The sequence below is a fragment of the Inquilinus sp. Marseille-Q2685 genome, from assembly GCF_916619195.1.
Lineage (GTDB): Bacteria > Pseudomonadota > Alphaproteobacteria > DSM-16000 > Inquilinaceae > Inquilinus.
In genome coordinates, this window is record NZ_CAKAKL010000002.1 from 1,107,708 (window position 1) to 1,131,907 (window position 24,200).

At 67.4% G+C, this 24,200-nt stretch carries 25 protein-coding genes; 17 read left to right on the plus strand and 8 right to left on the minus strand.

Annotated features, from left to right (window positions below):
- Positions 1–55 precede the first annotated feature (55 nt).
- Together LG391_RS14420 and aguB are read left to right on the plus strand one after the other, a co-directional pair.
- Complete coding sequence (locus LG391_RS14420) at positions 56–292, plus strand: DUF1289 domain-containing protein (protein ID WP_225768694.1); 237 nt, start codon at positions 56–58, stop codon at positions 290–292.
- 9 nt (positions 293–301) lie between these two features.
- On the plus strand, positions 302–1,180 hold the full coding sequence (gene aguB, locus LG391_RS14425) for an N-carbamoylputrescine amidase (protein ID WP_225768695.1): 879 nt from the start codon (positions 302–304) through the stop codon (positions 1,178–1,180).
- A gap of 143 nt (positions 1,181–1,323) precedes the next feature.
- Here aguB and gcvA read toward each other — a convergent pair whose 3' ends face one another.
- Positions 1,324–2,250 (minus strand): transcriptional regulator GcvA, encoded by a 927-nt coding sequence (gene gcvA / locus LG391_RS14430; RefSeq protein ID WP_225768696.1) that lies wholly within the window; start codon positions 2,248–2,250, stop codon positions 1,324–1,326.
- A 137-nt stretch (positions 2,251–2,387) separates the two neighbouring features.
- On the opposite strand from gcvA, the gene LG391_RS14435 reads away from it, so the two are divergent.
- Positions 2,388–2,570 carry a hypothetical protein gene (locus LG391_RS14435; RefSeq protein ID WP_225768697.1) on the plus strand — a complete coding sequence of 61 codons (183 nt, stop codon included), beginning with the start codon at positions 2,388–2,390 and terminating at the stop codon, positions 2,568–2,570.
- A gap of 115 nt (positions 2,571–2,685) precedes the next feature.
- Here LG391_RS14435 and LG391_RS14440 read toward each other — a convergent pair whose 3' ends face one another.
- Entirely contained in the window at positions 2,686–3,612 is a 927-nt protein-coding gene (locus LG391_RS14440; protein WP_225768698.1) for a LysR substrate-binding domain-containing protein, read from the minus strand.
- A gap of 277 nt (positions 3,613–3,889) precedes the next feature.
- Positions 3,890–5,233, minus strand: a complete 1,344-nt coding sequence (locus LG391_RS14445; RefSeq protein WP_225768699.1) for an aspartate aminotransferase family protein — start codon at positions 5,231–5,233, stop codon at positions 3,890–3,892.
- Between the two features lie 336 nt (positions 5,234–5,569).
- On the opposite strand from LG391_RS14445, the gene LG391_RS14450 reads away from it, so the two are divergent.
- The 3 genes from LG391_RS14450 (at position 5,570) to LG391_RS14460 (ending at position 6,961) form a co-directional block, all read left to right on the plus strand.
- Positions 5,570–6,184 (plus strand): cupin domain-containing protein, encoded by a 615-nt coding sequence (locus LG391_RS14450; RefSeq protein ID WP_225768700.1) that lies wholly within the window; start codon positions 5,570–5,572, stop codon positions 6,182–6,184.
- Positions 6,185–6,272: 88 nt separating this feature from the next.
- Complete coding sequence (locus tag LG391_RS14455) at positions 6,273–6,542, plus strand: antitoxin (protein ID WP_225768701.1); 270 nt, start codon at positions 6,273–6,275, stop codon at positions 6,540–6,542.
- 8 nt (positions 6,543–6,550) lie between these two features.
- The gene (locus LG391_RS14460; RefSeq protein WP_225768702.1) at positions 6,551–6,961 is read left to right on the plus strand and encodes a type II toxin-antitoxin system VapC family toxin; all 411 of its coding nucleotides are present in this window, start codon (positions 6,551–6,553) and stop codon (positions 6,959–6,961) included.
- A 141-nt stretch (positions 6,962–7,102) separates the two neighbouring features.
- Here LG391_RS14460 and LG391_RS14465 read toward each other — a convergent pair whose 3' ends face one another.
- On the minus strand, positions 7,103–7,813 hold the full coding sequence (locus tag LG391_RS14465) for a hypothetical protein (protein WP_225768703.1): 711 nt from the start codon (positions 7,811–7,813) through the stop codon (positions 7,103–7,105).
- A 187-nt stretch (positions 7,814–8,000) separates the two neighbouring features.
- On the opposite strand from LG391_RS14465, the gene LG391_RS14470 reads away from it, so the two are divergent.
- The 5 genes from LG391_RS14470 (at position 8,001) to LG391_RS14490 (ending at position 13,865) form a co-directional block, all read left to right on the plus strand.
- Positions 8,001–10,295, plus strand: coding sequence for a DGQHR domain-containing protein (locus LG391_RS14470; protein ID WP_225768704.1), 2,295 nt, complete (start codon positions 8,001–8,003; stop codon positions 10,293–10,295).
- Positions 10,295–11,185 (plus strand): Dam family site-specific DNA-(adenine-N6)-methyltransferase, encoded by an 891-nt coding sequence (locus LG391_RS14475; protein WP_225768705.1) that lies wholly within the window; start codon positions 10,295–10,297, stop codon positions 11,183–11,185. Before LG391_RS14470 ends, LG391_RS14475 begins: the two co-directional genes overlap by 1 nt.
- Before the next feature lie 7 nt (positions 11,186–11,192).
- The gene (locus tag LG391_RS14480; protein ID WP_225768706.1) at positions 11,193–12,092 is read left to right on the plus strand and encodes an HNH endonuclease; all 900 of its coding nucleotides are present in this window, start codon (positions 11,193–11,195) and stop codon (positions 12,090–12,092) included.
- 124 nt (positions 12,093–12,216) lie between these two features.
- On the plus strand, positions 12,217–12,873 hold the full coding sequence (locus LG391_RS14485; RefSeq protein ID WP_225768707.1) for a TerC family protein: 657 nt from the start codon (positions 12,217–12,219) through the stop codon (positions 12,871–12,873).
- A 620-nt stretch (positions 12,874–13,493) separates the two neighbouring features.
- Positions 13,494–13,865, plus strand: a complete 372-nt coding sequence (locus LG391_RS14490; protein ID WP_225768708.1) for a PRC-barrel domain-containing protein — start codon at positions 13,494–13,496, stop codon at positions 13,863–13,865.
- A 13-nt stretch (positions 13,866–13,878) separates the two neighbouring features.
- Here the strand turns inward: LG391_RS14490 and LG391_RS14495 are convergent, their stop codons facing one another.
- From LG391_RS14495 to LG391_RS14505, 3 genes are all read right to left on the minus strand, one after another.
- Positions 13,879–14,118 (minus strand): DUF2630 family protein, encoded by a 240-nt coding sequence (locus LG391_RS14495; protein WP_225768709.1) that lies wholly within the window; start codon positions 14,116–14,118, stop codon positions 13,879–13,881.
- A gap of 65 nt (positions 14,119–14,183) precedes the next feature.
- Positions 14,184–15,293, minus strand: a complete 1,110-nt coding sequence (locus LG391_RS14500) for a branched-chain amino acid ABC transporter substrate-binding protein (protein ID WP_225768710.1) — start codon at positions 15,291–15,293, stop codon at positions 14,184–14,186.
- Positions 15,256–15,933, minus strand: coding sequence for a DMT family transporter (locus LG391_RS14505; protein ID WP_225768711.1), 678 nt, complete (start codon positions 15,931–15,933; stop codon positions 15,256–15,258). The genes LG391_RS14500 and LG391_RS14505 overlap by 38 nt, the downstream gene beginning before the upstream one ends.
- Positions 15,934–16,250: 317 nt before the next feature.
- Between LG391_RS14505 and LG391_RS14510 the strand changes: the two genes are divergently transcribed.
- Positions 16,251–16,838 carry an ABATE domain-containing protein gene (locus LG391_RS14510; protein ID WP_225768712.1) on the plus strand — a complete coding sequence of 196 codons (588 nt, stop codon included), beginning with the start codon at positions 16,251–16,253 and terminating at the stop codon, positions 16,836–16,838.
- On the opposite strand, the gene LG391_RS14515 is transcribed toward LG391_RS14510, so the two are convergent.
- A complete protein-coding gene (locus LG391_RS14515) occupies positions 16,835–18,205 on the minus strand; it encodes a serine hydrolase (protein ID WP_225768713.1) in 1,371 nt (456 codons plus the stop codon). The two genes, LG391_RS14510 and LG391_RS14515, sit on opposite strands and share 4 nt — an antisense overlap.
- A 241-nt stretch (positions 18,206–18,446) precedes the next feature.
- Here LG391_RS14515 and LG391_RS14520 point away from each other — a divergent pair, with 241 nt between their 5' ends.
- The 5 genes from LG391_RS14520 to LG391_RS14540 all read left to right on the plus strand — a co-directional run bounded on the left by LG391_RS14520 (position 18,447) and on the right by LG391_RS14540 (position 24,055).
- On the plus strand, positions 18,447–19,763 hold the full coding sequence (locus tag LG391_RS14520; RefSeq protein WP_374200747.1) for a sugar ABC transporter substrate-binding protein: 1,317 nt from the start codon (positions 18,447–18,449) through the stop codon (positions 19,761–19,763).
- Between the two features lie 194 nt (positions 19,764–19,957).
- Positions 19,958–20,839 carry a carbohydrate ABC transporter permease gene (locus LG391_RS14525; protein WP_225768714.1) on the plus strand — a complete coding sequence of 294 codons (882 nt, stop codon included), beginning with the start codon at positions 19,958–19,960 and terminating at the stop codon, positions 20,837–20,839.
- Between the two features lie 3 nt (positions 20,840–20,842).
- Positions 20,843–21,670 (plus strand): carbohydrate ABC transporter permease, encoded by an 828-nt coding sequence (locus LG391_RS14530; RefSeq protein ID WP_225768715.1) that lies wholly within the window; start codon positions 20,843–20,845, stop codon positions 21,668–21,670.
- On the plus strand, positions 21,667–23,274 hold the full coding sequence (locus LG391_RS14535; protein ID WP_225768716.1) for a GMC family oxidoreductase: 1,608 nt from the start codon (positions 21,667–21,669) through the stop codon (positions 23,272–23,274). Before LG391_RS14530 ends, LG391_RS14535 begins: the two co-directional genes overlap by 4 nt.
- A 25-nt stretch (positions 23,275–23,299) precedes the next feature.
- On the plus strand, positions 23,300–24,055 hold the full coding sequence (locus tag LG391_RS14540; protein WP_225768717.1) for an SDR family NAD(P)-dependent oxidoreductase: 756 nt from the start codon (positions 23,300–23,302) through the stop codon (positions 24,053–24,055).
- The last annotated feature ends 145 nt before the right edge of the window (positions 24,056–24,200 follow it).

Below are 24,200 nucleotides of genomic sequence, written 5' to 3' on the forward strand. Positions count from 1 at the left end.
GCCCCGCACGCGCCGCCTTGAACCCGGCCCGCCGCCGGGTTACCTGGAGAGGGCCATGGTCTCCGACCTGCCCCCCATTGTCTCGCCCTGCATCGGCGTCTGCACGCTCGAGGCCGAGACCGGCCTGTGCGCCGGCTGCCTGCGCACGGCGGACGAGATCGCGGCCTGGCGCGACGCCGACAACGGCTGGCGCCTGGCCACCCTGCAGCGGCTGAAGGAGCGCCGCCGCGCCCGCGGCCGCACCAGCGCCGCCGACGGTCGGCCGCGCCGGCGCCAGATGCAGAGCGTCTAGGAGAACCCGATGACCACCGTCACCGTCGCCGCCACCCAGACATACTGCACCTGGAACGAGGCCGAGACCCTGGACCGGGTCGAGGCGCTGGTGCGCCGGGCCGCGGCCCAGGGCGCCCAGATCGTGCTGCCGCAGGAGCTGTTCGCCGCCCCGTATTTCTGCCGCGACGAGCTGCAGAAGCACTTCGCCCTGGCCCAGCCGATCGACGGCCACCCGGTGGTGGAGCGGTTCCGCCGGCTGGCGGCGGAGCTGCAGGTGGCGATGCCGGTCAGCGTGTTCGAGCGCGCCAACAACGCCTATTACAACACCATCGCCATGGTCGACGCCGACGGCAGCGTGCTGGGCGTCTACCGCAAGTCGCACATCCCGGACGGGCCGGGCTACGAGGAGAAGTTCTACTTCAACCCCGGCGACACCGGCTTCAAGGTGTGGCAGACCCGCTACGGCGCGGTCGGCTGCGGCATCTGCTGGGACCAGTGGTACCCCGAGGCGGCGCGCTGCATGGCGTTGATGGGCGCCGACGTGCTGCTGTACCCGACCGCGATCGGCAGCGAGCCGCAGGACGGCGGCCTGGACAGCCAGGCGCACTGGACCCGGGTGATGCAGGGCCATGCCGGCGCCAACCTGATCCCGCTGGTCGCCTCGAACCGCATCGGCACCGAGGAGGGCGAGCGCTTCAGCCAGACCTTCTACGGCTCCTCCTTCATCGCCGGCCCGACCGGCGAGCTGGTGGCCCAGGCCGGCCGCACCGAGGAGGAGGTGCTGGTGGCGAGCTTAGACCTCGACGCCATCCGGGCCCAGCGCGCCAGCTGGGGCGTGTTCCGCGACCGCCGGCCGGAGCTGTACGGCCCGATCCTGACCTATGACGGCGTGACGCGGCCGGCTTGAGCCGACGGGCCTGTGATCGGCCTCGCTCACACCGTCATTGCGAGCGCAGCGAAGCAATCCAGGGGCCGCCCGCACCGGCCCCTGGATTGCTTCGTCGGCTTCGCCTCCTCGCAATGACGGTGTGAGAAGAGGCATAGCTGTACTCACCCCGCCGTGGAGCCCTGCCTCTCGTCCGCGGCGAGCTCGGACAGGATCCAGTCGCGGAAGGCGGCGATCTTCGGCACGTCGCGACGGCTGTCGAGATGGACGAGGTGGTACGACCCCTCGTCCCGGATGCTGACCGGGAAGGGCCGGACCAGCTCGCCCGCGGCGAGCTCGTCGAGGAAGAAGGTCGGGTTCAGCAGCGCCACCCCCTCCCCCGCCTGCGCCGCGCGGCCCATCATCTGCTGGTTCTCGAGCCGCAGGCCGCCATCGGACACCGATTCCGGCACCGCCACGCCGGCGGCGGCGAACCAGCGCTGCCAGTAGGAGTCGCCGCCGTCCCACATCAAGGGCAGCCGCAGCAGGTCGCGCGGATGGGCCAGGCCGCCGGCGCGGTCGCGCAGCGCCGGGCTGCACAGGGCGGTGTATTCGATCGGCATCAGCGGATGCGCCGCCAGGCCGGGCCAGACGCCCAGGCCGTGGCGGATGCCGACATCGCTGTCGCCGCGGGTGAAGTCGACCAGCTTGGTCCGGGTGTCGAGCCGCACGGCGATGCCGGGATGGGCCAGCTGGAACCGGCCCAGCCGCGGCACCAGCCAGTTGGTGGCGAAGGTGTGGATCGAGGTGATCGACAGCATGCCGCCGGTGTCGTCGCGCGCCGCGGCGAAGGCGCCGGCCAGCCGGGCCAGCGCCTCGGTCACCGCCGGCGCCAGCCGCTCCCCGGTCTCGGTCAGCTCGACCTTGCGGGTCAGGCGGCGGAACAGCGGCGCGCCGACGCGGTCCTCCAGCAGGCGGATCTGATAGCTGACGGCCGCCTGGGTCATGCCCAGCTCCGCCGCCGCCCTGGTGAAGCTGAGGTGGCGCGCCGCGGCCTCGAACACCCGGATGGCCGGCAGCGGCGGCAGGCGCGAGGCTGAACCTTCATCCATAAGGGCAGTTTATCCGTTGCTTATCGAGAACGCGTTGGTCAGACGCCCGCGGACCGCCGATATTCCTCTCATACAACGAAACGGCCCGTCGAACCCATCAACAGAGCTGATGCGTTCCGGGCCATCCGGAGACCGAGATGACCAGCATCGTCCAGCGGGCGCCCGCGCGCCCGATCCCCCGGCTTCGCCCTCGCCGAGGCCTGATCTCCACCCTGCGCGCCGCCGCCCGGCGGATGCTGCGCCCGGCCGCCGGCCGCGTGCTCGACCCGAACGCACTGTCTAACCAGATGCGGCGGGACCTGGGGTTCGACAGGAGCTGAGCGCCGCCTCCCGGCATCGACAGCCCCCTCCCCCTACCCCCTCCCGCGAGGGGAGGGGGAGAGTGAAAGAGGGCGCGGCCTTCCCGCGGCAGGATGAAAGGCATGGGCCCGGCGATCATGCGGTGCGGCCTCCCTGCCCCGCGATGGCCTCCGCCGCCTCGGCCAGGAGCCAGTCGCGGAACAGGGCGATCTTGGGCACGTCGCGGCGGGGCTCGAGGTAGACCACATAATAGGCGCTGTCCTCGCGCAGCAGCGTCGGGGAGGGCTGGACCAGCTGGCCCGCGGCCAGCTCCTCGGCGAAGAGCAACGGGTTGAGCAGCGCCACGCCCTGCCCCGCCTTGGCCACCTGGCCCATCATCTGCTGGGTGTCGAGCCGCAGCCCCTCATCGGCGATCGAGGCCGGCACCGCCTCCCCCGCCGCGGCGAACCAGCGCTGCCAGGCGTCGGCGTCGTCCCACAGCAGCGGCAGGCGCAGCAGGTCGCGCGGCTGGCGCAGGCCGCCGGCGCGGTCGCGCAGCGCCGGGCTGCACATCGGCGTGAAGTCGACCGGCAGCAGCCAGTGCGCGGCCAGGCCCGGCCACACGCCCTTGCCGACGCGGATGCCGAGGTCGTGCTCGCCGCGGGTGAAATCGACCATCCGGGTGCCGGTGTCGACCCGCACGGTGTAGCCGGGATGGGCGGCCTGGAACCGGCCGAGCCGCGGCACCAGCCAGTTCGAGGCCATGGTCAGCACGGTGGTGACCGAGAGCAGCCCGCCGGCGTCGTCGCGCAGCGCGGCGAAGGCCCCGGCCATGCGCGACAGCGCCTCGGTCAGCACCGGGGCCAGGCGCGCCCCGGCGTCGGTCAGCGCCACCTTGCGGGTCAGGCGGTGGAACAGCGGCGCGCCGACCCGGTCCTCGAGCAGCCGGATCTGGTAGCTGACCGCCGCCTGGGTCATGCCCAGCTCCGCCGCCGCGCGGGTGAAGCTGAGGTGCCGGGCCGCGGCCTCGAACACCCGCACCGCGGCGAGCGGCGGAAGCTGGAAGCCGGGCTGGGTGTCCATGGGTCAAAGCGTCGGCGGGCGGTTCAGGATATGTTCCATTCTCGCCGGGGACGCGCGGGACTACAAGTCTGGCGGCAGCTCTCCCCCTCACCCTCCCGTCGCCAACGCGACGGGCCCCTCCCTCTCCCCGGGGAGAGGGGAACAAGAGCTGCGCCCCTTACCTCTCCCCGAGGAGAAGGAACAGGAGCCGCGCCCCTCTTACCTCTCCCTCGGGGAGAGGTCGAAATCGCATCGCGATTTCGGGTGAGGGGGCGGCTCCGGCCTCTCCAAGCGCTCCTCAGTCCAGCGACTGCAGGGTCTCGCGCAGGGTGTCGACGATGCGGTCGATCTCGGCCTTCTCGATGATGAAGGGCGGCGACAGGGCGACGATGTCGCCGGTGGTGCGGATGCCCACCCCCTTCTGGAAGCACTTGACGAACAGGTCGTAGGCCCGGGCGGTCGGGCGGCCGGCGATCGGCTCCAGCTCCACCGCGCCGATCAGGCCGAGGTTGCGGATGTCGATGACGTGGCGGGTGCCCTTCAGGCTGTGCAGCGCCTGCTCCCAGTACGGCGCCAGGCCGGCCACGCGCTCGAACAGCCCCTCCTCGCGGTACACGTCGAGGGTCGCCAGGCCGGCGGCCATGGCCAGCGGATGGGCCGAGTAGGTGTAGCCGTGGAACAGCTCGATCATGTGCTCCGGCCCGGTCATGAAGGCGTCGTAGATGTGCTTGCGCACGCCGACGGCGCCGGCCGGGACGGCGGCGTTGGTCAGGCCCTTGGCCATGGTCACCATGTCCGGCTGTACCCCGAACCAGTCGGCCGCGAAGCCGGCGCCGAGGCGGCCGAAGCCGGTGATGACCTCGTCGAAGATCAGCAGGATGCCGTGCCGGTCGCAGATCTCGCGCAGCCGCTGCAGGTAGCCCTTGGGCGGCAGCAGCACGCCGGTCGATCCCGCCACCGGCTCGACGATCACCGCGGCGATGGTCGAGGCGTCGTGCAGCGCCACGATCCGCTCCAGGTCGTCGGCCAGCTCGGCGCCGTGCTCCGGCAGGCCGCGGCTGTAGGCGTTGCGCGCCAGGTCGTGGGTGTGGCGCAGATGGTCGACGCCGCTGAGCATGGTGCCGAAGGTGCGGCGGTTGGCGACCATGCCGCCGACCGAGATGCCGCCGAAGCCGACGCCGTGATAGCCGCGCTCGCGCCCGATCAGCCGGGTGCGGGTGCCCTGGCCGATCTGGCGCTGATAGGCCAGCGCGATCTTCAGCGCGCTGTCCACCGCCTCGGACCCGCCGCCGGCGGCGAAGAAGACGTGGTCGAGGTCGCCCGGCAGCAGCTGGGCGACGCGGGAGGACAGCTCGAACGCCTTGGGGTGGCCCATCTGGAAGGACGGGGCGTAGTCCATCTCCGCCGCCTGGTCCTGGATCGCCTGGACGATCTTCGGGTGGCAGTGGCCGGCGTTGACGCACCATAGGCCGGCGGTGCCGTCCAGCACCTGGCGGCCGTCGACCGTGGTGTAGTACATGCCCTTGGCCGAGGCGTAGAGCCGCGGCGCCGCCTTGAACGACCGGTTCGCGGTGAACGGCATCCAGAAGGATTCGAGGTTGTTCGGGGCGCGCAGGTCGCCGCGGGGCACGCTATCGTCCATGGATCGCAACTCCGTGTGGAGGGAACCGAACAAGCCGGGCGCCCGGCGCCGGTCCGTCCCGAGATCGTGAAGGGCCGGAAGGGAGCCTAGGACCGCCCCGATGGCTGGACAAGCGGGCGCGCGCCCGGGAGAATGGGAAAAGCGCCGCCGGAGGCCGCCCCGATGCCGGCGTTCGGGATTTCGAACAGGAAAACACCCATGGCCGCCACCCCCTCGCCCGAAATCGCTAACGCGATTTCGACCTCTCCCCAAGGAGAGGTGAAGGAGGAGCGCTCGGATCCCCTCTCCTCGGGGAGAGGGAGGGGCCCGGCCCGCTTGGGCCGGGAGGGTGAGGGGGTGTCGCCGGCCGCCGACGATCCCGGCATCGACATCGGCGGCCGGCTGCGGCGGCTGCGCGAGGAGCACGGCCTGAGCCAGCGCGAGCTGGCGCGGCGCGCCGGCGTCTCCAACGCCACCGTCTCGCTGATCGAGCAGAACCGCGCCAGCCCCTCGATCGGCTCGCTGAAGCGCGTTCTGGACGGGCTGCCGCTGAGCCTGGCCGAGTTCTTCGCCCTGCCCGAGGGGCCGGAGGACCCGGTGTTCTTCGCGGCGGCGGACCTCGTCGAGATCGCCGGCCGGCTGGGCGGGCACGGGGGCGGCGGCGGCGAAGGACCCGAAGGGCCCGGCCTGATCTCCTACCGCCAGGTGGGCTGCCAGCCCGGCCGGGCGCTGCAGATCCTGCACGAGCGGCTGGCGCCGGGCGCCGACACCGGCCCGACGGCGCTGAGCCATGCCGGCGAGGAGGGCGGCGTGGTGATCCGCGGCCGGGTGGAGCTGACGGTGGGCCCGCGCCGCCGCATCCTGGGCCCCGGCGACGCCTATTACTTCCAGAGCCGCCTGCCGCACCGCTTCCGCGTGGTCGGCGAGGAGCCGGCGGAGATCGTCTCGGCCTGCACCCCGCCGAGCTTCTGACGAGGATTCCCGGGGACCGGTTGGCGCCCGCCACTCCGGATGATATATATCACTGGTACATATCATTCGATCGACGAGCGAGGACGCCATGGGCGACACCGCCATCGCCAAGCTGTTCCAGACCGGCCGCAGCCAGGCCGTGCGACTGCCGAAGGAGTTCCGCCTTCCGGGCAAGGCGGTGCGGGTGCGGCGCGTCGGGCGCGGCGTGCTGCTGGAGCCGATGGAGCGGAGCATTGAGGACATCCGGGCGCTCTTCGCCGAGATCGATCGGCTGCGCGGCAGCGGCGACTTCCTGCCCGAGGGCCGGCCCGAGCAGCCGCCGATGCCCCCGGCCGGCGAAATATCCCTCGACGAGTGACCGGGCGAATGTTCAGCCTCGACACCAACGCCGTCATCGCCGCGGTCAACCGGCGCAGGCCCGGGGCCCGGCGAAGGGTGGAAGCCGCCCTGGCCGAGGGCACAGGTGTCGGCATCCCCACCATTGTGCTGTACGAGCTGCATTACGGCATCGCCAAGAGCGCCCGGCCGCAGGAGAACCGGGCCATCCTGGCCGCCTTCATGGCCCTGGATCTCTCCGTCTGGCCGTTCGAGCCGGAGGATGCCGAGGAGGCGGGCGAGATCCGCGCGGCGCTGGAGCGCGCGGGAACGCCGATCGGTCCGTACGACCTCCTGATCGCGGCCCAGGCGCGGCGGCGGGGAGCGGTGCTGGTCACGGCGAACACCGGAGAGTTCGCGCGGGTGCCGGGGCTGAGGACGGAGGATTGGACGGCGGGGTGAGCGCGGGCCGGCACCGGCCCCTCCCCTCGCCCGCACAAGCGCCTCCAGCCCCGCCCGAGGTCCCCGGGTCAAGCCCGGGGAGGAGAGGCGAAGCACGTCGATCTGTCGGGAAAAGAAGGCATGTCGCGACCGCAGCGGCGCTCAGCTGCTGTCCGGCTTCGGCAGCCGGGGCAGCGGACAGCCGTCTCCAGACTCGTCCGGCAGTTCGGACCAGCCGTCCCCGGCCGCAGGGCTTGCGAAGCCCGCGGGGCCTGCGAGGCCCGCTGGGCCCGCGGCGGCGAGATCCATGCGCCTGTCGGGCAGGCTGATCGTGTCGACGGTACCGGCGGCATCGGCCCAGCCGCGCGGCAGCCAGGCCGGGTTCGGCGGGCGGCCGATCTTGCGGCAGACCTCGCGCACGAACTCCTCCGCGGTCAGCGAATCGAGCTGGGCGTCCAGGATCTCGTCCTCGACCAGCCTCTCCCGCACCGCCGACCGCACATATTCGATGTCGTCCTCATCGGGTTTCGCGGCCGCCCGGACGGCGTCCTCGACGGCCTGGTCCCGCCGCTGCCGGCGCCGCTGCTCCTCGCCCGACTCCTTGCGTTCTTCCCGGCGCATCAGATGGTCGGCGCGGATCCGCTCGGTCATGGCGATCGACAGCCGCACGGAGCGGGAGAGCCGCGACTGCTTCAGGTCGAAATCGGGCGCGTCCGGCCCCGCCGGCGTCTGCAGTTGCTGAGTCTCGGTCATGCGCTTGGTGCGCACGTCGATCGCGACCAGCTCGCGCAGCGTATCCAGCGCCCACCCCGTCCAATGCATGTCGGGATCGGTCGGCCGGATCTCGTCAGAATCGGATTGCGCCTCGTCCATGGAACATATCATGAACAAGAGTCGCGAGTTAAGGCAATGAACATTGTGTTTCCCACCGATCGGGCGGTCAGACCGTGACCAGGCATCGGTCTGCGCATCGTGAGCTTTTCGTCCGCAGTGCATGCACAGTTGCCTAATTGCCCCAAACGAAGTTTACTCCTCTCATTGATTCTGAGGTTCTTAGGACATGATTGGGGAACTGACTGATACGTCCGCGAAGCGCATTGCTGAATATAAAAGACGCCGCAAACCCTATATAGAACAGACGTTCCAATTGGACGAGCAGGAAGACGCGCTCTCCCAAGGATGGGAGCTTGTTCGGGAAAATAAGGCATCGCTTCGCTATCGAAAAATAAGAGATGCCGATGAACAGCTAGAAAATGAGTTTTGGAGACTCCTTTACGACTTTGGTTATCCGAAACTAAGTGTCGGAAGAAATTTTAACGTTTTGGTTTCTAAGAAACCCGACATTGAATTAACCAAAAATATAGATGTTTTTGCATATGACAACGAAACCATCATAGTGGCGGAATGCATCGCCTATGAAAAGAGAACAAAACAATCTCTTCAAAATGAAATCAACGACCTTATCACAAATCAAAGAAATATTGCCCAATCTCTCCGATCGCATTTTGAAGGAAATTTTCCTCAAAAGATAATTTGGCTTATAGTTACTCGGAATCTAGAGTGGTCAGAAAGTGATATAAAGCGAGCACATGATGGAAATATCAATATTTTGACAGAACGAGAAATCTTTTATTATAAGGAAATTGCAAAGCGCATTGGTCATTCGGCCCGATTTCAGTTCCATGCAGAGTTTTTAGCAAAGACAAAAGTAGCTGCTTTAGACAATGTAAAAGTATATGCTATTAGAACTAGATTAGGAGCTCACAAAGTTTTTACTTTTTTTGCGCCTGCGTCAAAGATTTTGCCAATTTCATTCGTAAATCATCGAGATCTGCGAGATCCTAGTGCAGCACCTTCATATCAGAGATTGCTTCAGCGCCCTCGTCTTAGACAAATAACCGATTTTGTCAAGTCAGGTGGCTTTTTTCCCAATACCATTATTTTAAATTTCAAGCAAAAGGTTCAATTTGATGTTGTTAAGTCGGAAGATGATGACGGAGTTACCAGCGGAATTTTAACTCTTCCAAATACTTATAAGTCGGCTTGGATTATAGACGGTCAACATCGTATCTATGGATACAGTGAGCTAGAAGATGATACTCCTCAATCTCTTTTACCTTTTCTAGCATTTGAGAACATAAGTATATCAGAAGAGACTAAACTTTTTAGCGATATCAATAGCAAACAAAAGAGAGTTGAAAAAAAGCTTCTAGATGAGATCACAGGCGAAATTAAATTGGAATCATCTGACAAACGGGAGCAAATCAGAGCTATTTCATCTCGAGCATTTGATATGATGCGTGAAGATGACGACGGACCTCTCGGCGGAAAAATCGCAGGAGTTGAAGTAAAGCAGAATGAATACAGCATACTAACTATACCATACCTTGTTGACGCCGTCATACAATCGGGAATTATGGGCAGAATAACACAAAAGGATGGTCGAAATACTTACGTCCATGGTTCTATATATTGGACAGAGCCACGAGAAGCCATCGATCATCTTATGATTTTCCTATCTGAATATCTGAACCTTTTTAGATTGGCCAATCTCGATCGTTGGGAAGCGGGGAAGAACGGCAAGTTCGCATCCAATCCTGGAGTTGCCGGATTAATCCGCTTTGCCGGTGATCTCATTTCGCACCTTTGCCTGAAGCGCCACGTCGATACACGTTCGCTGCACCCCAAGGTCCTGGTGGAGGAGATAGAGGAGTTCGCAAAGCCCGCTATATCATACTTCCAGACCGCCACTGATCTGGAGGTAGAGCAGAGATTCCAAATCCCATTCGGTAGCGGCGGCCCTCGCATCTTTCAGCACCGCCTTCGCGAGTTGGTGGGTAAGCAATTTTCCGATTTCGAACCGCCGGGTTTCCGTGACGACTTAAGAAAGTACGATGCAGAGAGAACGGATACAGCTGATCGCTGGGTGAGAGCCGTTCAAGAGGAGGTTCATAGACACGTAGTTGAAGTGCTTCGAAGAGAATATGGGCCAGGCGATGACTATTTAGAAAAGGGAATCGATAATAAGGAAATACTTAAAAAGGCGTTTGACAAGAGGCTTGATGCAGATGGTGATGACAAGAAAGATATGGCGACTTATCTTGATTTTCTAGATTTAAGAAAAATTGTTGAATCACAAAGAAATTGGTCATTCTTTTCTGACTCTCTAAATATACAGCTTCCATCTGAACGCAAAGGAAAGGCCAAATACGTAGCATGGTTCGACGAGATAAACAAAGCGCGACGAGTTTCGGCTCACCCATATAATCGAGGTTATTCTGACGAAGAAGTAAGTACTATTGAATTTGTCTTCAACGAGCTACATAGGCGCGGTGTTATTGCAGGTAGAAACTGATGAAACCGTTTCTTAAATGGGCCGGCGGCAAACGCTGGCTTGCCTATCGTCTTGGCATTTCGAAATTGGATGGTGTAAAGAAGTATATCGAACCATTTGTGGGCAGTGGTGCTATTTTTTTTCATTTCCAACCTGAAAATTCTATATTGAATGATTTCAATAAAAACTTAGTCAATACGTACAAAGCAATTAGAGATAACGTTAATGAGGTTGTTTCGATCCTTGAGTCACATCAGAAATGCCACAGTGCTGAATATTATTACAACATAAGAAATAAACGTATGGAAAAAATGGAAGAGAAGGCGGCACAGTTCATCTACTTAAATAGAACATGCTGGAATGGTCTTTATAGAGAAAACAAATTTGGCGAATTCAATGTTCCGAAAGGGACAAAAGATAAGGTAATATTTCCAGATGATGATTTTATATCGGCGAGTATGGCACTTAAAAATGCTGAACTTTATTCTGATGATTTTGAAGCTGTTATCGAAAAGTCTAATGAAGGAGATTTGATTTTTGCGGATCCTCCATATACAGTAAAGCACAATCGAAATGGATTTTTAAAGTACAATGAGAAGATATTTTCTTGGGATGACCAGATAAGACTTCGAGATTGCATTCTTAGAGCTAGCCAAAGAGGAGTAAAAATTGTAATGACCAATGCTTATCATACTTCAATTTCCTGTATATATGAGCCATTCGCGGAAATAACTCCACTTGAACGTCACAGTGTACTTTCGGCAAAAAAAAATTATAGATCCACTACACAAGAATCACTCATCACCATAAACATAAGAGCCGACGAAATTCTTTCGAAAAAAAGAGCTCGCATTTACTATCCTGATGCAGAGAAGAATATAGATATTCAGATGGCAGAGACAAATATCTAAGATAGCTATGGGATTCGGGATCTTCATCCACCGCTCAGATTCGATCTACGACGACAGCCCCGCTGAGCGATACCAGTTTCCCAGCCAGTATCTCGGTCGGGTTCAGGCCTGCGTCGGCGACTGGATCATCTACTACGAACCCCGAAAGGTCGCCGCGACGCGCGGCTACTTCGCCGTGGCGAAGGTCCAGCAGGTCATTCGCGATCCCGGCGCCCCTGGCATGTACCTCGCCCTGATCGAGCCCGGAAGCTATCTCGACTTCGCCAATCCCGTTCCGTTCAGCGATGCCGGCGGCGTGGTCGAGCGAGGCGTGTTGAACGAGCAAGGGCAGATCTCGGGCCGCGCCCAATCGGCCGTCCGCCCGATCTCTCCGGCCGATTTCAATCGTATCGTCACGCTGGGCCTGGATCTTGCCGAGCCCATGTTGCCGCGCGTCGGCGAGCCTATGCCCCCGATCGGCCTTCAGGAAGAGCAAGCGCCGATGGAATTCGAGCAGAGCCGTGAGAGGATAAGCGTCATTACCTCGCGGGCCGTTCGCGATCGTGTGTTCCGCCAGATCGTGTTGCGGGCCTATGACCAGCGCTGCGCAATCACAGGACTCAGGCTGATCAATGGCGGCGGCCGGGCGGAGGTCGCTGCCGCCCATATCCGGCCGGTCCAGGCGAATGGCCCCGACATTATCAGCAACGGGATTGCCCTTTCCGGCACGGCGCACTGGATGTTCGATCGCGGGCTGATCAGTCTGGGCGACGACCTGGAGATCCTGATCTCGCGGCAGGCCAACGACCAGGACAGCATCCGAGCCTTCATCAACAGGACCGGTCGGGCGTATCCGCCTCAGCGGGCGTTGGATCGGCCGCATCCACATTTCCTGCAATGGCATCGGGAGCACTGCTTCAAGCAGTAGCGCGAGCCGGCAACCACCTCATGGCCAAGCTGGCGTGATGCGCTGGGTTCCCTCCCCCGCCGTCCTGCGCTAAACCGGCACCGCCTTCCGGCCGCTCCGGACTTCCTCTGCATCGGACCCCGCCATGCCCGACTGGTTCTCGCTCGCCGAGCTCACCGCCCTCGTCCAGGTCGTGATCATCGACGTGGCGCTGGCGGGCGACAACGCCATCGTCGTCGGCATGGCCGCGGCCGGCCTGGCGGCCGAGGAGCGGCGCCGCGCCATCCTGTGGGGCATCGTCGCCGCCACCGTGCTGCGCATCGTCTTCGCCCTGTTCACCACCCAGCTGCTGCAGATCGTCGGCCTGCTGTTCGCCGGCGGCATCCTGCTGCTGTGGGTGTGCTGGAAGCTGTGGCGCGAGATCCGCGCCGACCACGCCGCCGGGGCCGCGGCGCTGGCCGGGGACGGGGCGGCCGCCGGCGGCGGGGCGGGCAACGGCCCCCCCCCCCCCCCCCAGACCTTCCGCCCGGCCGCCACCCCGATCGTGGTGGCCGACGGGTCGATGTCGCTGGACAACGTGCTGGCCGTGGCCGGCACCGCGCGCGACCACATCGAGGTGCTGATCGTCGGCCTCGCCCTCTCCGTCGCGCTGATGGGCCTGGCCGCCAACTTCGTCGCCCGGCTGCTGCACCGCCACCGCTGGATCGCCTATGTCGGGCTGCTGATCATCCTCTACGTCGCGATCAAGATGATGTGGGATGGCGGGCACGAGATCTGGGCGGTCGCCCGGCCCGTCTCATGACGCGCCGGCGCGGCCGGCTGACGGCGGCGTCTCCGCTTCCGGTGCTCCCGGACCACTGTCCGCCGCGCGCCGGGTCTCGACGCCGCCGCCATCCGACTCGCGCCAACGCGTTCTGAAACGAGTCTTTGCCCTTCGTCGAGGCCGGGGTCGGCCCTCACCTGAAGGCACTGGATGGCCACGCCCCTGCGGGGCCGGCCATGACGATGGGGGCTCGTCCCGAGGGCGGCTCCAGCGGATGGGCCCCTCTCTCCCTCCCGCGAGGGGAGGGGGAGAGTGGAAGGATAGGCCGGAGCCGCCCCCTCACCCTCCCGTCGCCGACGCGACGGGCCCCTCCCTCTCCCCAAGGAGAGGGGAGAAGCGTCGAGGTGGGGCCGGCGCGGGCTGGGAGACCCTCCCCCTGCCCCCCTCCGGCGAGGGGAGGGGGACTGGAAAAGATCCGCCGCGAAGACCGCCGGGGCCCGGGTCCGGCGATCCGTGGTGGAACCGGAAGGCCGGATGTTCCCGTTGCACGTGCATCAGCGCGCGGAGACGGCCATGCGCCATCGCGAGACGACACCGCCGGACCGCGGCGGCACGGCCCGGCCGGCCCGCCCGCCATTCCCCTCATGAGGAGATCCGGTATGCGTCGTCTGGCCCTCAGCCTCGTCCTCCTCGCGGCCGTCCCGGGCGCGGCCGTGGCGCAGGAGAAACAGAACTTCGTCACGCCCCAGCCCAGCGACGTCATGGGATCGAGCCTGGTCGGCGCCGATGTCCGCAACCGCGGCGGCGAGACCATCGGCGAGATCGAGGACGTGATCATCGCCAACAGATCCACCATCCGCGGCGTCATCGTGTCGGTCGGCGGGTTCCTCGGCATGGACGAGCATTATGTCGCGATCGACCCCGCCGCGCTCGACCTCCGGCGCGAGGGCGACGACTGGCAGGTGACGCTGGACGCCACCAAGGACCAGCTGCGGGCGGCGCCGCAGGTCGACTACCGCGGGCGGAGATAGCCGGGCGCGCCGCTCACTCGTCGCGATAGGTGCGGACGATGCCGGCGGGGCGGATGTGGGCGTCGTCGGGGTCCTGGCCGTATTCGCGGCGGGCGCGGCGCTGGCGCAGCAGGTCCCAGGCACGGTCGAGCTCCACCTCGATCTCCTTCAGCCGCTTCAGCTCGGCGTCGCTGGGCCGGCCGCGGGCCCACAGCGCCTCCTCCTCCGCCACCAGCTTCTCGATCCGGTTGAGCACGGATTGGTCGGTCGTCATCCCTCCCCCTCCTCGGGTCCGTCCGAACCGAGGATAGCGCAAAGCCGCGCGGAGGCCAGGGCGGGTCAGCCGGCGGCGCGCCCCTTCGGCACCAGCGCCACCTGCACGAAGCGGCCGCCGCGCACGACATGCAGCGCGGTCACGGCGGCGCGGTTGTCGCCGCGGGCGTCCCAGCGCACCGGGTCGGGATAGGCGATGCCGCGCCATTCCGCCCGGCGCAGGGCGGCCAGCACGGCATCGCGGCCGGGCGGCCGGCCCGGCGCCGTGGCGGCGGCGTCGCGCACAGCGGCCAGGGTCAGGGCCGCCGCGTCGTAGGCATTCACCGCATAGTTCACCACCGGGCCGAAGCGCCGCCCGTAGCGCGCCGCCATCTCCCGCGCGCCGGGCACCACGCCCGGCTCCGGGCAGGCGGAGAGGACCAGCACGCCCTCCCCCGCCTCCGCCGCGGCGCCGGCGGGGTCGAGGAAGTTCGGCCGGTCCCAGCAGCCGTCGCCGGCGGCGAAGAGCAGCGACCGGCCGGCCCGGCGCAGGGCGGAGAGCAGCGGCGCGCCCTCATAGGTGCCGCCGTAGAAGACGACATCCGCCGCCGCCGGCAGGGCGCCGGCCAGGGCGTCGAAGCGGGTCTCGCCCTCCGCCGCCTCGTGCCGGGCCAGCACGGCGCCGCCGGCGCGGGCGAAGGCGTCGGCGAAGCGGCCGGCCATGCTGCGGCCATAGGCGGTGGCCGTGGCCACCAGCACGGCGCGGCGCTTGCCGAGCGGGCCGGCGAGGTGGGCGGCGATCGCCGCCGCGGTGTCGTCGTCGCGGGCGGTGAAGCGGAAGACGTTGTCCCAGCCGGACTCGGTCAGCGCCGGGTTGGAGACGATCGGCCCCACCAGCGCCAGCCCGGCGTCGCGATACACGGGCGCCGCCGCCAGGGCGACGTTGCTGTTGTAGGGGCCGATCACGGCCAGCACCGCAGGGTCGGCGGCGAAGGCGCGGGCGGCGGCGAGGCCGGCCTGCTCCTCGCCGCGGTCGTCGCGCTCGACGAGCTCGACCGGCGGGCCGCCGGCGGCCTCCTCGACCGCGAGGCGGACGGCCTGGGCCATCTCGCGGCCCAGCGCGGCGCCGCGGCCGGACAGGGGGGCGCTGACGCCGAGCCTAACGGGCGGCGGGGCAGCGGGCGCCGAGGGGGACATGGCTCTGCTCCTTCTGCTCGGGCTTCCCGGCGGCGGGCGGGTCGAGCACCAGCAGGGCGACCAGCGAGCCCAGCACCAGCGCGCCGCCGGCCAGCATCTCGACCGTCGGCGCCTCGCCCAGCACGGCCCAGCCGAGCGCCACGGCGACGATCGGGTTGACGAAGGTGTAGGTCGCGACCAGCGGCGGCGACACCCGCTCCAGCAGCCAGACATAGGCGCCGAAGGTGACGACCGTGCCCAGCAGCGTCAGGTGCAGCCAGGCCAGGCCGGACACGCCGATCAGACCGGCGGGGGCGATCCGCGGCAGCTCGCCGGTCACGGCGGCGAGGCCGAGCAGCACCAGCCCGCCGCTGACCAGCGCGGCGCCGGCCAGGGCGTCGGCCCGGGTCTCGCCGGCCTGCCGCTCCGACACCACCGTGCCGAGCGCCCAGGACAGGCTGGCGCCGAGCAGCAGCAGGATGTCGGCGGCGCCGGCGCCGGCGAGGGCGCGCCAGGCGATCAGCGCCACGCCGGCGAAGCCCGGGGCCAGCAGCAGCAGCGCGCGCGGCCGCGCCGGCTTGTCCAGCGGCAGCACGAGGCCGACCAGCACGGTCCAGAACGGGATGGTGGCCAGCAGGATCGAGGCGAGGCCGGAGGGCACGCGCTGCTCCGCCACCGCCAGCACGCCGTGGCAGAGGACGAAGAACAGGAGGCCGCAGGCGGCGCCACCAGCCAGCCGCGCCGGCCGACCGCGTGGCCGCGGGCGCGGGCCAGGGCGAGCAGCACCAGCCCGCCGGCGAGCGAGCGCGAGCCCATCAGGGCGAAGGGCGGGATCGCGGGCAGCGCCAGGGCGATGGCGAGATAGGTCGAGCCCCAGACGAGGTAGATCGCCGCGAAGGCCGCCGCGAGGCGGAACCGCATGCTGGCCATCCGTGTCTCTGATGATAACCTTATGAAGGGTTACTGAGGAGGCAACGCGTGGCCGAAGCCGCCGGTTCCCAGGACGAACTGTGCATCCGCTTCGTCAACACCATGGCCTGGCGGCGGCGGCAGCCCGGCGAGGAGCGGCTGCCGACGCCCGACGCGCTGCTGCGCTGGCTCGGCGCCGCTGGGCTGGACCCGGCCGGGATCGCGCCGGACCGCGCGGCGGCGCTGCACGACGCGGCGCTGGCGCTGCGCGAGGCGATCTGCCGGTCGCTGCTGGCGGTGGCCGCGGGCGAGGCGCCGACGGCGGGCGATCTGGCGCTGCTCCACGCCCGGCTGGCCGGGCCGCCATCGGGGATGGGCGCCGAGATCGCGCCGGCCGGCGGCGGCGTGGCCTGGCGCGCCGCCCCGGCCGATCCGCTCGGCCTGTTGCGGCCGGTCGCGCTGTCCGCCGCGGCGCTGCTGACCGGCCCGCGCGCCCGCCGGGTGCGGCAGTGCCAGGACGAGCAGGGCTGCGGCTGGCTGTTCATCGACGAGAGCCGGGCGCAGAACCGGCGCTGGTGCTCGATGGGCGACTGCGGCAACCGCGCCAAGGCCCGCCGCCACCGCGCCCGGCTGCGGGCGCGGGCCGAGCGGGGCTAGCCGGCCTCGTAGCGCCGCTTCAGCTCCGCCGCCAGCTTCGCCTCGGGCAGCAGGCGGCTGCCGGCGTAGCGGATCTCCGCCACCGCGCCCTTGCGGTCGCGCTTCAGCTCCACCGCCTCGCCGTAGCTGTTGTAGCCCTGGGCCCGGGTGATGCGGCCGCGGTCCGGCCCGTCCGGCGTGATCTCCGGCGCGTCCAGGAAGGGCGTCGGCAGCGCCGGGTCGGCGACCAGGACGCGGCTGCCGGCCGGCACCAGGTCGATGGCGCGCCAGGTGCTGCACCAGCGGCCGGTCCAGTCCTTCGTCCTCGCCGTCGGTGCGCCGTGCCGGGCCAGGGCGGAGAGGATGTGGACGATGCCCTCGGCCCAGGGGTTGGCCGGGCCGTCCACCGCGTTGGTCACGACCGAGGCGGCGATCCCCTGGCCCGGCAGCACCACGGTGCGGGTGATGTAGCCCAGGAAGGCGCCGCCATGGCCGAACCAGGCGAGGTCGCCGGTGCGGCCGATCATGGTGCCGAGGCCGTAATGCCGCTCCACCTCCGCATCCGGGTTGCGCCATTGCGGCCGCACCAGCTCGCGCCGGCTGGCGGGGGACAGGAGGCCGTCCCTCGCCTCGGGGTCGAGCCGGCCGAAGAACAGGGCCAGGTCGCGGGCGGTGGAGACGAAGCCGGTGGCGGCGGCCAGCGCGTTCGTCGGAGTCGTACCGGGGATCGGCACCCGGCGGCCGAGCGGCTGCTTGCCGCTGTGGCCGGTGGCGAGCGGGGCGGCGCCGGGGGACGGCAGGTCGGGGACCGTCTCCTCCAGCCCGGCCGCGGCGACGACCTCGCGGTGGATCCAGTCGGCATAGGCCTCGCCGGTCACCGCCTCGATCACCAGGCCGAGCAGGCCGAAGCCGAGATTGGAATATTTGAACCGGGTGCTGGCCGGGACCGGCGCCGGGGCGGCCAGCACCCGGCGCAGCTCCTCCTCGTTCGGGAAGGGCTTGCGGTCCATCCAGTGGTCGGTGTCGTCGCCGTCGCGGCCGAGCCCGGCGGCGTGCGACAGCAGCTGGCCGATCGTGGCGGCGGCCGCCGCCGGAGGCAGCCCGTCGACATGGCGGCCGGCCGGGTCGTCGAGGCCGAGCCGCCCCTGCTCCCGCAGCTTGAGGATGCCGACGGCGGTGAAGGTCTTGGAATGCGAGGCGACGCGGAAGCGGTGGCGCGGCGTCAGGGCCGCGCGGCGGCCGAGCTCGGCCACACCGAAGGCCTGCTCCAGCACGATCTTCCCGTGCTCGGCGACGGCGACGGCGCAGCCGGGCTGTTCGGTCAGCCGCATCTGGAAATCGAGCCAGCGCGGGATGTAGTCGAGCGCGGCGGGCAGCCAGCGGGGCATGGGAACCGATCCCTTTCCGAGTCGCGGGAGCGAAAGGCTCGCACGGCGCGGGACGGGCCGCACCTCTCCGCTTGACTCCGGCCGGCTGCGGGATGAACATCTGTTCATCGGTTGAGCAGATTCACACCCTCACCCGATCGACCGTCAGGCGCCGCCGCCCGCATCGGCGTAGGCTTCCCGCCGGCACTAGAGCGAGACCGCGGCAGACGCGGCTGTGGAGGAACAACCCGAGGAGGCCCCCATGTCCTGGAAGATGACGGCCCTGGCCGGAGCGGGCGCGCTGGCCCTGGCGCTGGCGTCCGGATCGGCGATGGCGCAGCAGAAGCTGACCATCGCCACGGTCAACAACGCCGACATGATCATCATGCAGCGCCTGTCGAAGGACTTCGAGAAGGAGAGCGGCATCGCGCTGAATTGGGTGGTGCTGGAGGAGAACGTGCTGCGCCAGCGCGTCACCACCGACATCGCCACCAATGGCGGCCAGTTCGACGTGCTGACCATCGGCACCTACGAGGTGCCGATCTGGGGCGCGCAGGACTGGCTGCTGCCGATGGACGACGTGCCGGCCGATTACGACCTGAACGACGTGCTGAAGCCGGTGCGCGACGGGCTTTCGCATGACGGCAAGCTGTACGCCCTGCCCTTCTATGCCGAAAGCTCGATGACCTTCTACCGGAAGGACCTGTTCGACAAGGCCGGGCTGAAGATGCCGGACCAGCCGACCTACGAGCAGATCAAGGAGTTCGCGTCCAAGCTGCACGACCCGTCGCACGAGATCTACGGGATCTGCCTGCGCGGCAAGCCGGGCTGGGGCGAGAACATGGCCTTCGTCGACCCGCTGGTGAACACCTATGGCGGCCGCTGGTTCGACATGGACTGGAACCCGACGATCGACACGCCGGAATGGAAGGAGGCCATCACCTTCTATGTCGACCTGCTGAAGAACTACGGCCCCCCGGGCGCGCCGTCGAACGGCCACAACGAGAACCGGGCGCTGTTCGCCAGCGGCAAATGCGCGATGTGGATCGACGCCACCTCGGCCGCCGGCTACCTGTACAACCCGAAGGACTCGACGGTGGCCGACAAGGTCGCCTTCGCCCAGGCGCCGATCGCCAAGTCGCCGAAGGGCAACCATTGGCTGTGGTCCTGGGCGCTGGCCGTGCCGAAATCGACCAAGTCGCCGGACGCCGCCAAGAAGTTCATCACCTGGGCCACGTCCAAGCCCTATATCGAGAAGGTCGCGAAGAGCGACGGCTGGACCGTGGTCCCGCCCGGCACCCGCGCCTCGACCTACGCCAACCCCGAGTACCAGAAGGCCGCGCCCTTCGCCGCCTTCGTGCTGAAGGCGATCGAGACCGCGGACCCGAACGACGCGACGGTCGAGAAGGTGCCCTACACCGGTGTGCAGTTCGTCGGCATCCCGGAGTTCCAGGCGATCGGCACCGAGGTCGGCCAGCAGATCGCCGCCGCCCTCGCCGGCTCGGTCACCGTCGACGCCGCGCTGAAGGCCTCGCAGGAAGCCGCCGACCGGGCCGTGACCCAGGGCGGGTACAAGTAAGGCGCTGATCCGGCCGCCCGCTTTTGAACCTCCCCCTCCCCTTGCGGGAGGGGGCGGGGGGAGGGGTCGGCCCGGTGCCAGGCTTCCTCGGCCGGTTCCAGCTTCGACAGCCCCCTCCCCCTACCCTCCCGCGGGGGGAGGGGGAGGATGGAAGGCTCCGCTCGCGCCACCCGCGCAAGGAAAGGACGCACGCCATGGCCGCCATCGCCTCGACCCGGCGCAAGGCGACGCTGCTCCTCGCCCCTTCGGTCACGGTCCTGGCCCTCTGGGCCTTCGTGCCGCTGGCGGCGACCATCTACTTCTCGACCCTGCGCTACAACCTGATGAACCCGCTGCGGCGCGGCTTCGCGGGGCTGAACAACTACATCTACCTGGTCAACGACCCCGCCTTCTGGGACGCGATCCAGAACACGCTGGTCCTGGTCGGCGCCGTGCTGGCGATCACCGTGGTGCTGGGCACCCTGATCGCCCTCCTGCTGGACCAGCCCTTCCCCGGCCGCGGCATCGTCCGCGTGCTGGTGATCGCGCCCTTCTTCGTGATGCCGACGGTCAGCGCGCTGGTCTGGAAGAACATGATGCTGCACCCGGTCTCGGGCGTCCTGACCTGGGTGGCGCGCGCGGTCGGGCTCGAGCCGATCGACTGGCTGAGCCAGGCGCCGCTGGCGGCCATCATCATCATGGTCGCCTGGCAGTGGCTGCCCTTCGCCGTGCTGATCCTGCTGACCGCGCTGCAGTCGCTGGACCATGAGCAGCGCGAGGCGGCGCGGATCGACGGCGCCGGGCCGATCGCGATGTTCTTCTACATCGTGCTGCCGCATCTGATGCACGCCATCGGCGTGGTCATCATGGTGCAGACCATCTTCCTCTTGTCGATCTTCGCCGAGATCCTGGTCACCACCAACGGCGGGCCGGGCACCGCCAGCACCAACCTGACCTATCTCGTCTACCGGAACGGCCTGCAGCAGTTCAATGTCGGCGGCGCCTCGGCCGGCGGGGTGATCGCCGTGATCCTGGCCAACATCGTCGCCTTCTTCCTGGTGCGCGCCCTGGCCCGCACCCTGCGCAAGGGAGGCTGAACCATGGCCGTGCAACGCAGCCGCAGCCAGGCGATCGGCGTCACCCTCCTGGGCTGGGCGGTCGGGCTGATCCTGTTCTTCCCGATCGGCTGGATGGTGCTGACCAGCTTCAAGACCGAGATCGAGGCCTTCGCCACCCCGCCGTCGTTGTTCTTCACCCCGACGCTGGAGAACTACGTCGCGGTCAACTCGCGCATCAACTACGTCAGCTATGCCCTGAACTCGGTCTACATCGCCTTCGGCTCCACCCTGCTGTGCCTGATCATCGGCGGCATGGCGGCCTATTCCATGGCCTTCTTCCCGACCAGGCGCACCGAAGGCACGCTGCTGTGGATGCTGTCGACCAAGATGATGCCCGCGGTCGGCGTGCTGGTGCCGATGTATATGGGCTTCCGCGATGTCGGCCTGCTGAACACGGTCACCGGCATGGTCCTGCTGATGACCCTGGTCAACCTGCCGATCGTGGTGTGGATGCTGTACACCTATTTCCGCGACTATCCGCGCGAGATCCTGGAGGCGGCGCGGGTGGACGGCGCCGGATCCTGGCAGGAGATGCTGTACATCCTGCTGCCCACCACCCTGCCCGGCATCGTCTCGACCTCGCTGCTGACCATCATCCTGAGCTGGAACGAGGCGTTCTGGAGCATCAACCTGACCGGGCCGGATTCCGGGCCGCTGACCGCCTTCATCGCCTCCTTCTCCAGCCCCGAGGGGCTGTTCTGGGCCAAGCTCTCCGCCGCCTCGACGCTCGCCATCGCGCCGATCCTGGTGCTGGGCTGGCTGTCGCAGCGCCAGCTGGTGCGCGGCCTGACCTTCGGGGCGGTGAAGTGAGTTCAGGCTACGACTTCATCATCGTCGGCGGCGGCAGCGCCGGCTGCGTCGTCGCCAGCCGGCTGGTGACCGAGCGGCGGGCCCGGGTGCTGCTGCTGGAGGCCGGGGGGCGGCGCGGCAGCCGCCTGCTGGACATGCCCGCCGGCTACATGAAGTTCCTGAACCAGGACACCTACCTGACCCTGAACGAGACGGTGCCGCAGGAGCAGCTGGGCGGCCGCGCTCCGATCATCCCGACCGGCAAGCTGCTGGGCGGCGGCAGCGCGGTCAACGCCATGGTCTATATGCGCGGCCGGCCGCAGGACTATGACGGCTGGGACGCCGATCTGGGCGGCGGTTCCGGCTGGGGCTGGGCCGACCTCTTGCCCTATTTCGTCAAGCAGGAGGGCAACGACCATCTCGGCGCCCCGTTCCACGGCACCGGGGGGCCGCTGAAGGTCTCGCATCTCGGCCAGCACTGCGCGATGAGCCGCGCCTTCGTCCAGACGCTGCAGGGGATGGGCGTGCCCTACCGCCCGGACTTCAACGCCGGCGAGCAGGCCGGCGTCGGCTTCATGCAGCACACCATCGACGCGGCGACGCGCACCCGCTGCAGCGCCGTCGCCGCCTTCTTGGCGCCGGTGCTGCGCGACCCGAAGCTGACGGTCGAGACCGGCGCCGCCGTCACCCGTATCCTGGTCGAGGGCGGCCGCACCACCGGCGTCGACTACGTCAAGGACGGGCAGAGCCGCCGCGCCACCGGCGCCGAGGTGATCCTGGCCGCCGGCGCCTATGCCTCGCCGAAGCTCTTGATGCTCAGCGGCATCGGCCCGGCGGCGGCGCTGGGTAAGCACGGCATCCATGTGAAGGCCGACCTGCCCGGCGTCGGCGCCAACCTGCAGGACCACCACGAGGTGCCGGTGGTGGCCGCCACCAACGGCGCCTACGGCTATTTCGGCCGCGACCGCGGCCTACCGATGGTCCTGGCCGGGCTGCAGTACCTGCTGTTCAAGTCCGGGCCGGTGACCACCACCGGCGTCGAGGCCTGCGCTTTCATCGACCCGGACGGCGAGGACCAGAGCGACCCGAAGCTGCAGCTGTACTGCGTGCCGACCGTCTATCTCGACCGCGACGTCACCGGCGTGGCGCCGACCGACGGGGTGACGCTGAATGCCTGCCTGATGCGGCCGAAGGCGCGCGGATCGGTGACCCTGCGCTCCGCCGACCCGACCGACCCGCCGCTGATCGACTGCGCCTTCTTCGGCGACCCGGAGGATCTGCGCCTGTCGGTGGCCGGGCTGCGCTACGCCCGCCGGGTGCTGGCGGCCGACCCGGTGCGGCGGATGGTGACCGGCGAGATCTTCCCCGGCGACGCCTTCACCAGCGACGACGACCTGGCGGCGCATTGCCGGCGGACGGTCAAGACCAACTACCACCCGGTCGGCACCTGCCGCATGGGGCGGGAGGACGACCCGATGGCGGTGGTCGACCGGACGCTCAACGTGCGGGGGGTGGAGCGGCTGCGCGTCGTCGACGCCTCGATCCTGCCGCGGGTGACCAGCGGCAACACCAACGCCCCGGTGCTGGCGGTGGCCGACCGGGCCGTCGATCTCATTCCGAACTAGTTCCTGTCCGTTGATGGAGACGACCATGTACCGCGAGAAATTTGACCTTTCCGGCCGTGTGGCGGTGGTGACCGGCGGCGGCCGCGGCATCGGCCGGGCGACTTGCGAGGCGCTGACCGAGGCCGGCGCCAAGGTGGTGGTGGCCGAGATCCTGGCCGATATCGGCGCCGAGACGGCCAAGGCGGTGGGCGGGGAGTTCATCCATCTGGACGTCACCGACCCCGACGCCGTGACCAAGGCGGCCGACGGCGTCCAGGCCAGGCACGGCCGGGTCGATATTCTCGTGAACAACGCAGGCATGGCCCGCAACAGCGACGCGCTGGAGACCAGCGACGAGGAATGGCGCAAGGTCATGGACCTGAACGTCAACGCCGTCTTCTGGTGCGCCCGCGCCTTCGGCAGGCACATGGTGGCGGCCAAGCGCGGCAGCGTGATCAACATCGGCTCGATGTCCGGCATCATCGTCAACAAGCCGCAGGGCCAGGCGCATTACAACGCCAGCAAGGCCGCGGTGCATCTGCTGACCAAGTCGCTGGCCTGCGAATGGGCGCCGCACGGGGTGCGGGTCAACGCCATCGCCCCGGGCTACATCGCCACCGACATGACCCTGGCCGGCCGCACCAAGAAGGAGTGGTACGACCAGTGGATCGAGATGACGCCGATGGCCCGCTGCGGCGAGCCCTGGGAGATCGCCGCCACTGCCCTTTTCCTGGCGGCCGACGCCTCCGGCTTCTTCACCGGCGCCATTCTCGGGCCGGATGGCGGATACACGGCCTGGTGAGGCCAGTCCCGCCTCGGACAAAGGTCGTCATGGCGAGGCGCGCAGCGCCGTGGCCATCCAGGGAGCCGTGCCGCCTGGATGGCCACGCCCTTCGGGCTCGCCATGACGGTTTGGATTGAGAAGACCCGTCCACGCGTGATTCGAT

Excerpts from the sequence above, each read along its gene's own strand:
- LG391_RS14420 (WP_225768694.1), top strand. The coding sequence starts at position 56 with ATGGTCTCCGACCTGCCCCCCATTGTCTCGCCCTGCATCGGCGTCTGC.
- aguB (WP_225768695.1), top strand. The coding sequence starts at position 302 with ATGACCACCGTCACCGTCGCCGCCACCCAGACATACTGCACCTGGAAC.
- gcvA (WP_225768696.1), bottom strand. The coding sequence starts at position 2,250 with ATGGATGAAGGTTCAGCCTCGCGCCTGCCGCCGCTGCCGGCCATCCGG.
- LG391_RS14435 (WP_225768697.1), top strand. The coding sequence starts at position 2,388 with ATGACCAGCATCGTCCAGCGGGCGCCCGCGCGCCCGATCCCCCGGCTT.
- LG391_RS14440 (WP_225768698.1), bottom strand. The coding sequence starts at position 3,612 with ATGGACACCCAGCCCGGCTTCCAGCTTCCGCCGCTCGCCGCGGTGCGG.
- LG391_RS14445 (WP_225768699.1), bottom strand. The coding sequence starts at position 5,233 with ATGGACGATAGCGTGCCCCGCGGCGACCTGCGCGCCCCGAACAACCTC.
- LG391_RS14455 (WP_225768701.1), top strand. The coding sequence starts at position 6,273 with ATGGGCGACACCGCCATCGCCAAGCTGTTCCAGACCGGCCGCAGCCAG.
- LG391_RS14460 (WP_225768702.1), top strand. The coding sequence starts at position 6,551 with ATGTTCAGCCTCGACACCAACGCCGTCATCGCCGCGGTCAACCGGCGC.
- LG391_RS14465 (WP_225768703.1), bottom strand. The coding sequence starts at position 7,813 with ATGGACGAGGCGCAATCCGATTCTGACGAGATCCGGCCGACCGATCCC.
- LG391_RS14470 (WP_225768704.1), top strand. The coding sequence starts at position 8,001 with ATGATTGGGGAACTGACTGATACGTCCGCGAAGCGCATTGCTGAATAT.
- LG391_RS14475 (WP_225768705.1), top strand. The coding sequence starts at position 10,295 with ATGAAACCGTTTCTTAAATGGGCCGGCGGCAAACGCTGGCTTGCCTAT.
- LG391_RS14480 (WP_225768706.1), top strand. The coding sequence starts at position 11,193 with ATGGGATTCGGGATCTTCATCCACCGCTCAGATTCGATCTACGACGAC.
- LG391_RS14485 (WP_225768707.1), top strand. The coding sequence starts at position 12,217 with ATGCCCGACTGGTTCTCGCTCGCCGAGCTCACCGCCCTCGTCCAGGTC.
- LG391_RS14490 (WP_225768708.1), top strand. The coding sequence starts at position 13,494 with ATGCGTCGTCTGGCCCTCAGCCTCGTCCTCCTCGCGGCCGTCCCGGGC.
- LG391_RS14495 (WP_225768709.1), bottom strand. The coding sequence starts at position 14,118 with ATGACGACCGACCAATCCGTGCTCAACCGGATCGAGAAGCTGGTGGCG.
- LG391_RS14500 (WP_225768710.1), bottom strand. The coding sequence starts at position 15,293 with ATGTCCCCCTCGGCGCCCGCTGCCCCGCCGCCCGTTAGGCTCGGCGTC.
- LG391_RS14515 (WP_225768713.1), bottom strand. The coding sequence starts at position 18,205 with ATGCCCCGCTGGCTGCCCGCCGCGCTCGACTACATCCCGCGCTGGCTC.
- LG391_RS14520 (WP_374200747.1), top strand. The coding sequence starts at position 18,447 with ATGTCCTGGAAGATGACGGCCCTGGCCGGAGCGGGCGCGCTGGCCCTG.
- LG391_RS14525 (WP_225768714.1), top strand. The coding sequence starts at position 19,958 with ATGGCCGCCATCGCCTCGACCCGGCGCAAGGCGACGCTGCTCCTCGCC.
- LG391_RS14530 (WP_225768715.1), top strand. The coding sequence starts at position 20,843 with ATGGCCGTGCAACGCAGCCGCAGCCAGGCGATCGGCGTCACCCTCCTG.
- LG391_RS14540 (WP_225768717.1), top strand. The coding sequence starts at position 23,300 with ATGTACCGCGAGAAATTTGACCTTTCCGGCCGTGTGGCGGTGGTGACC.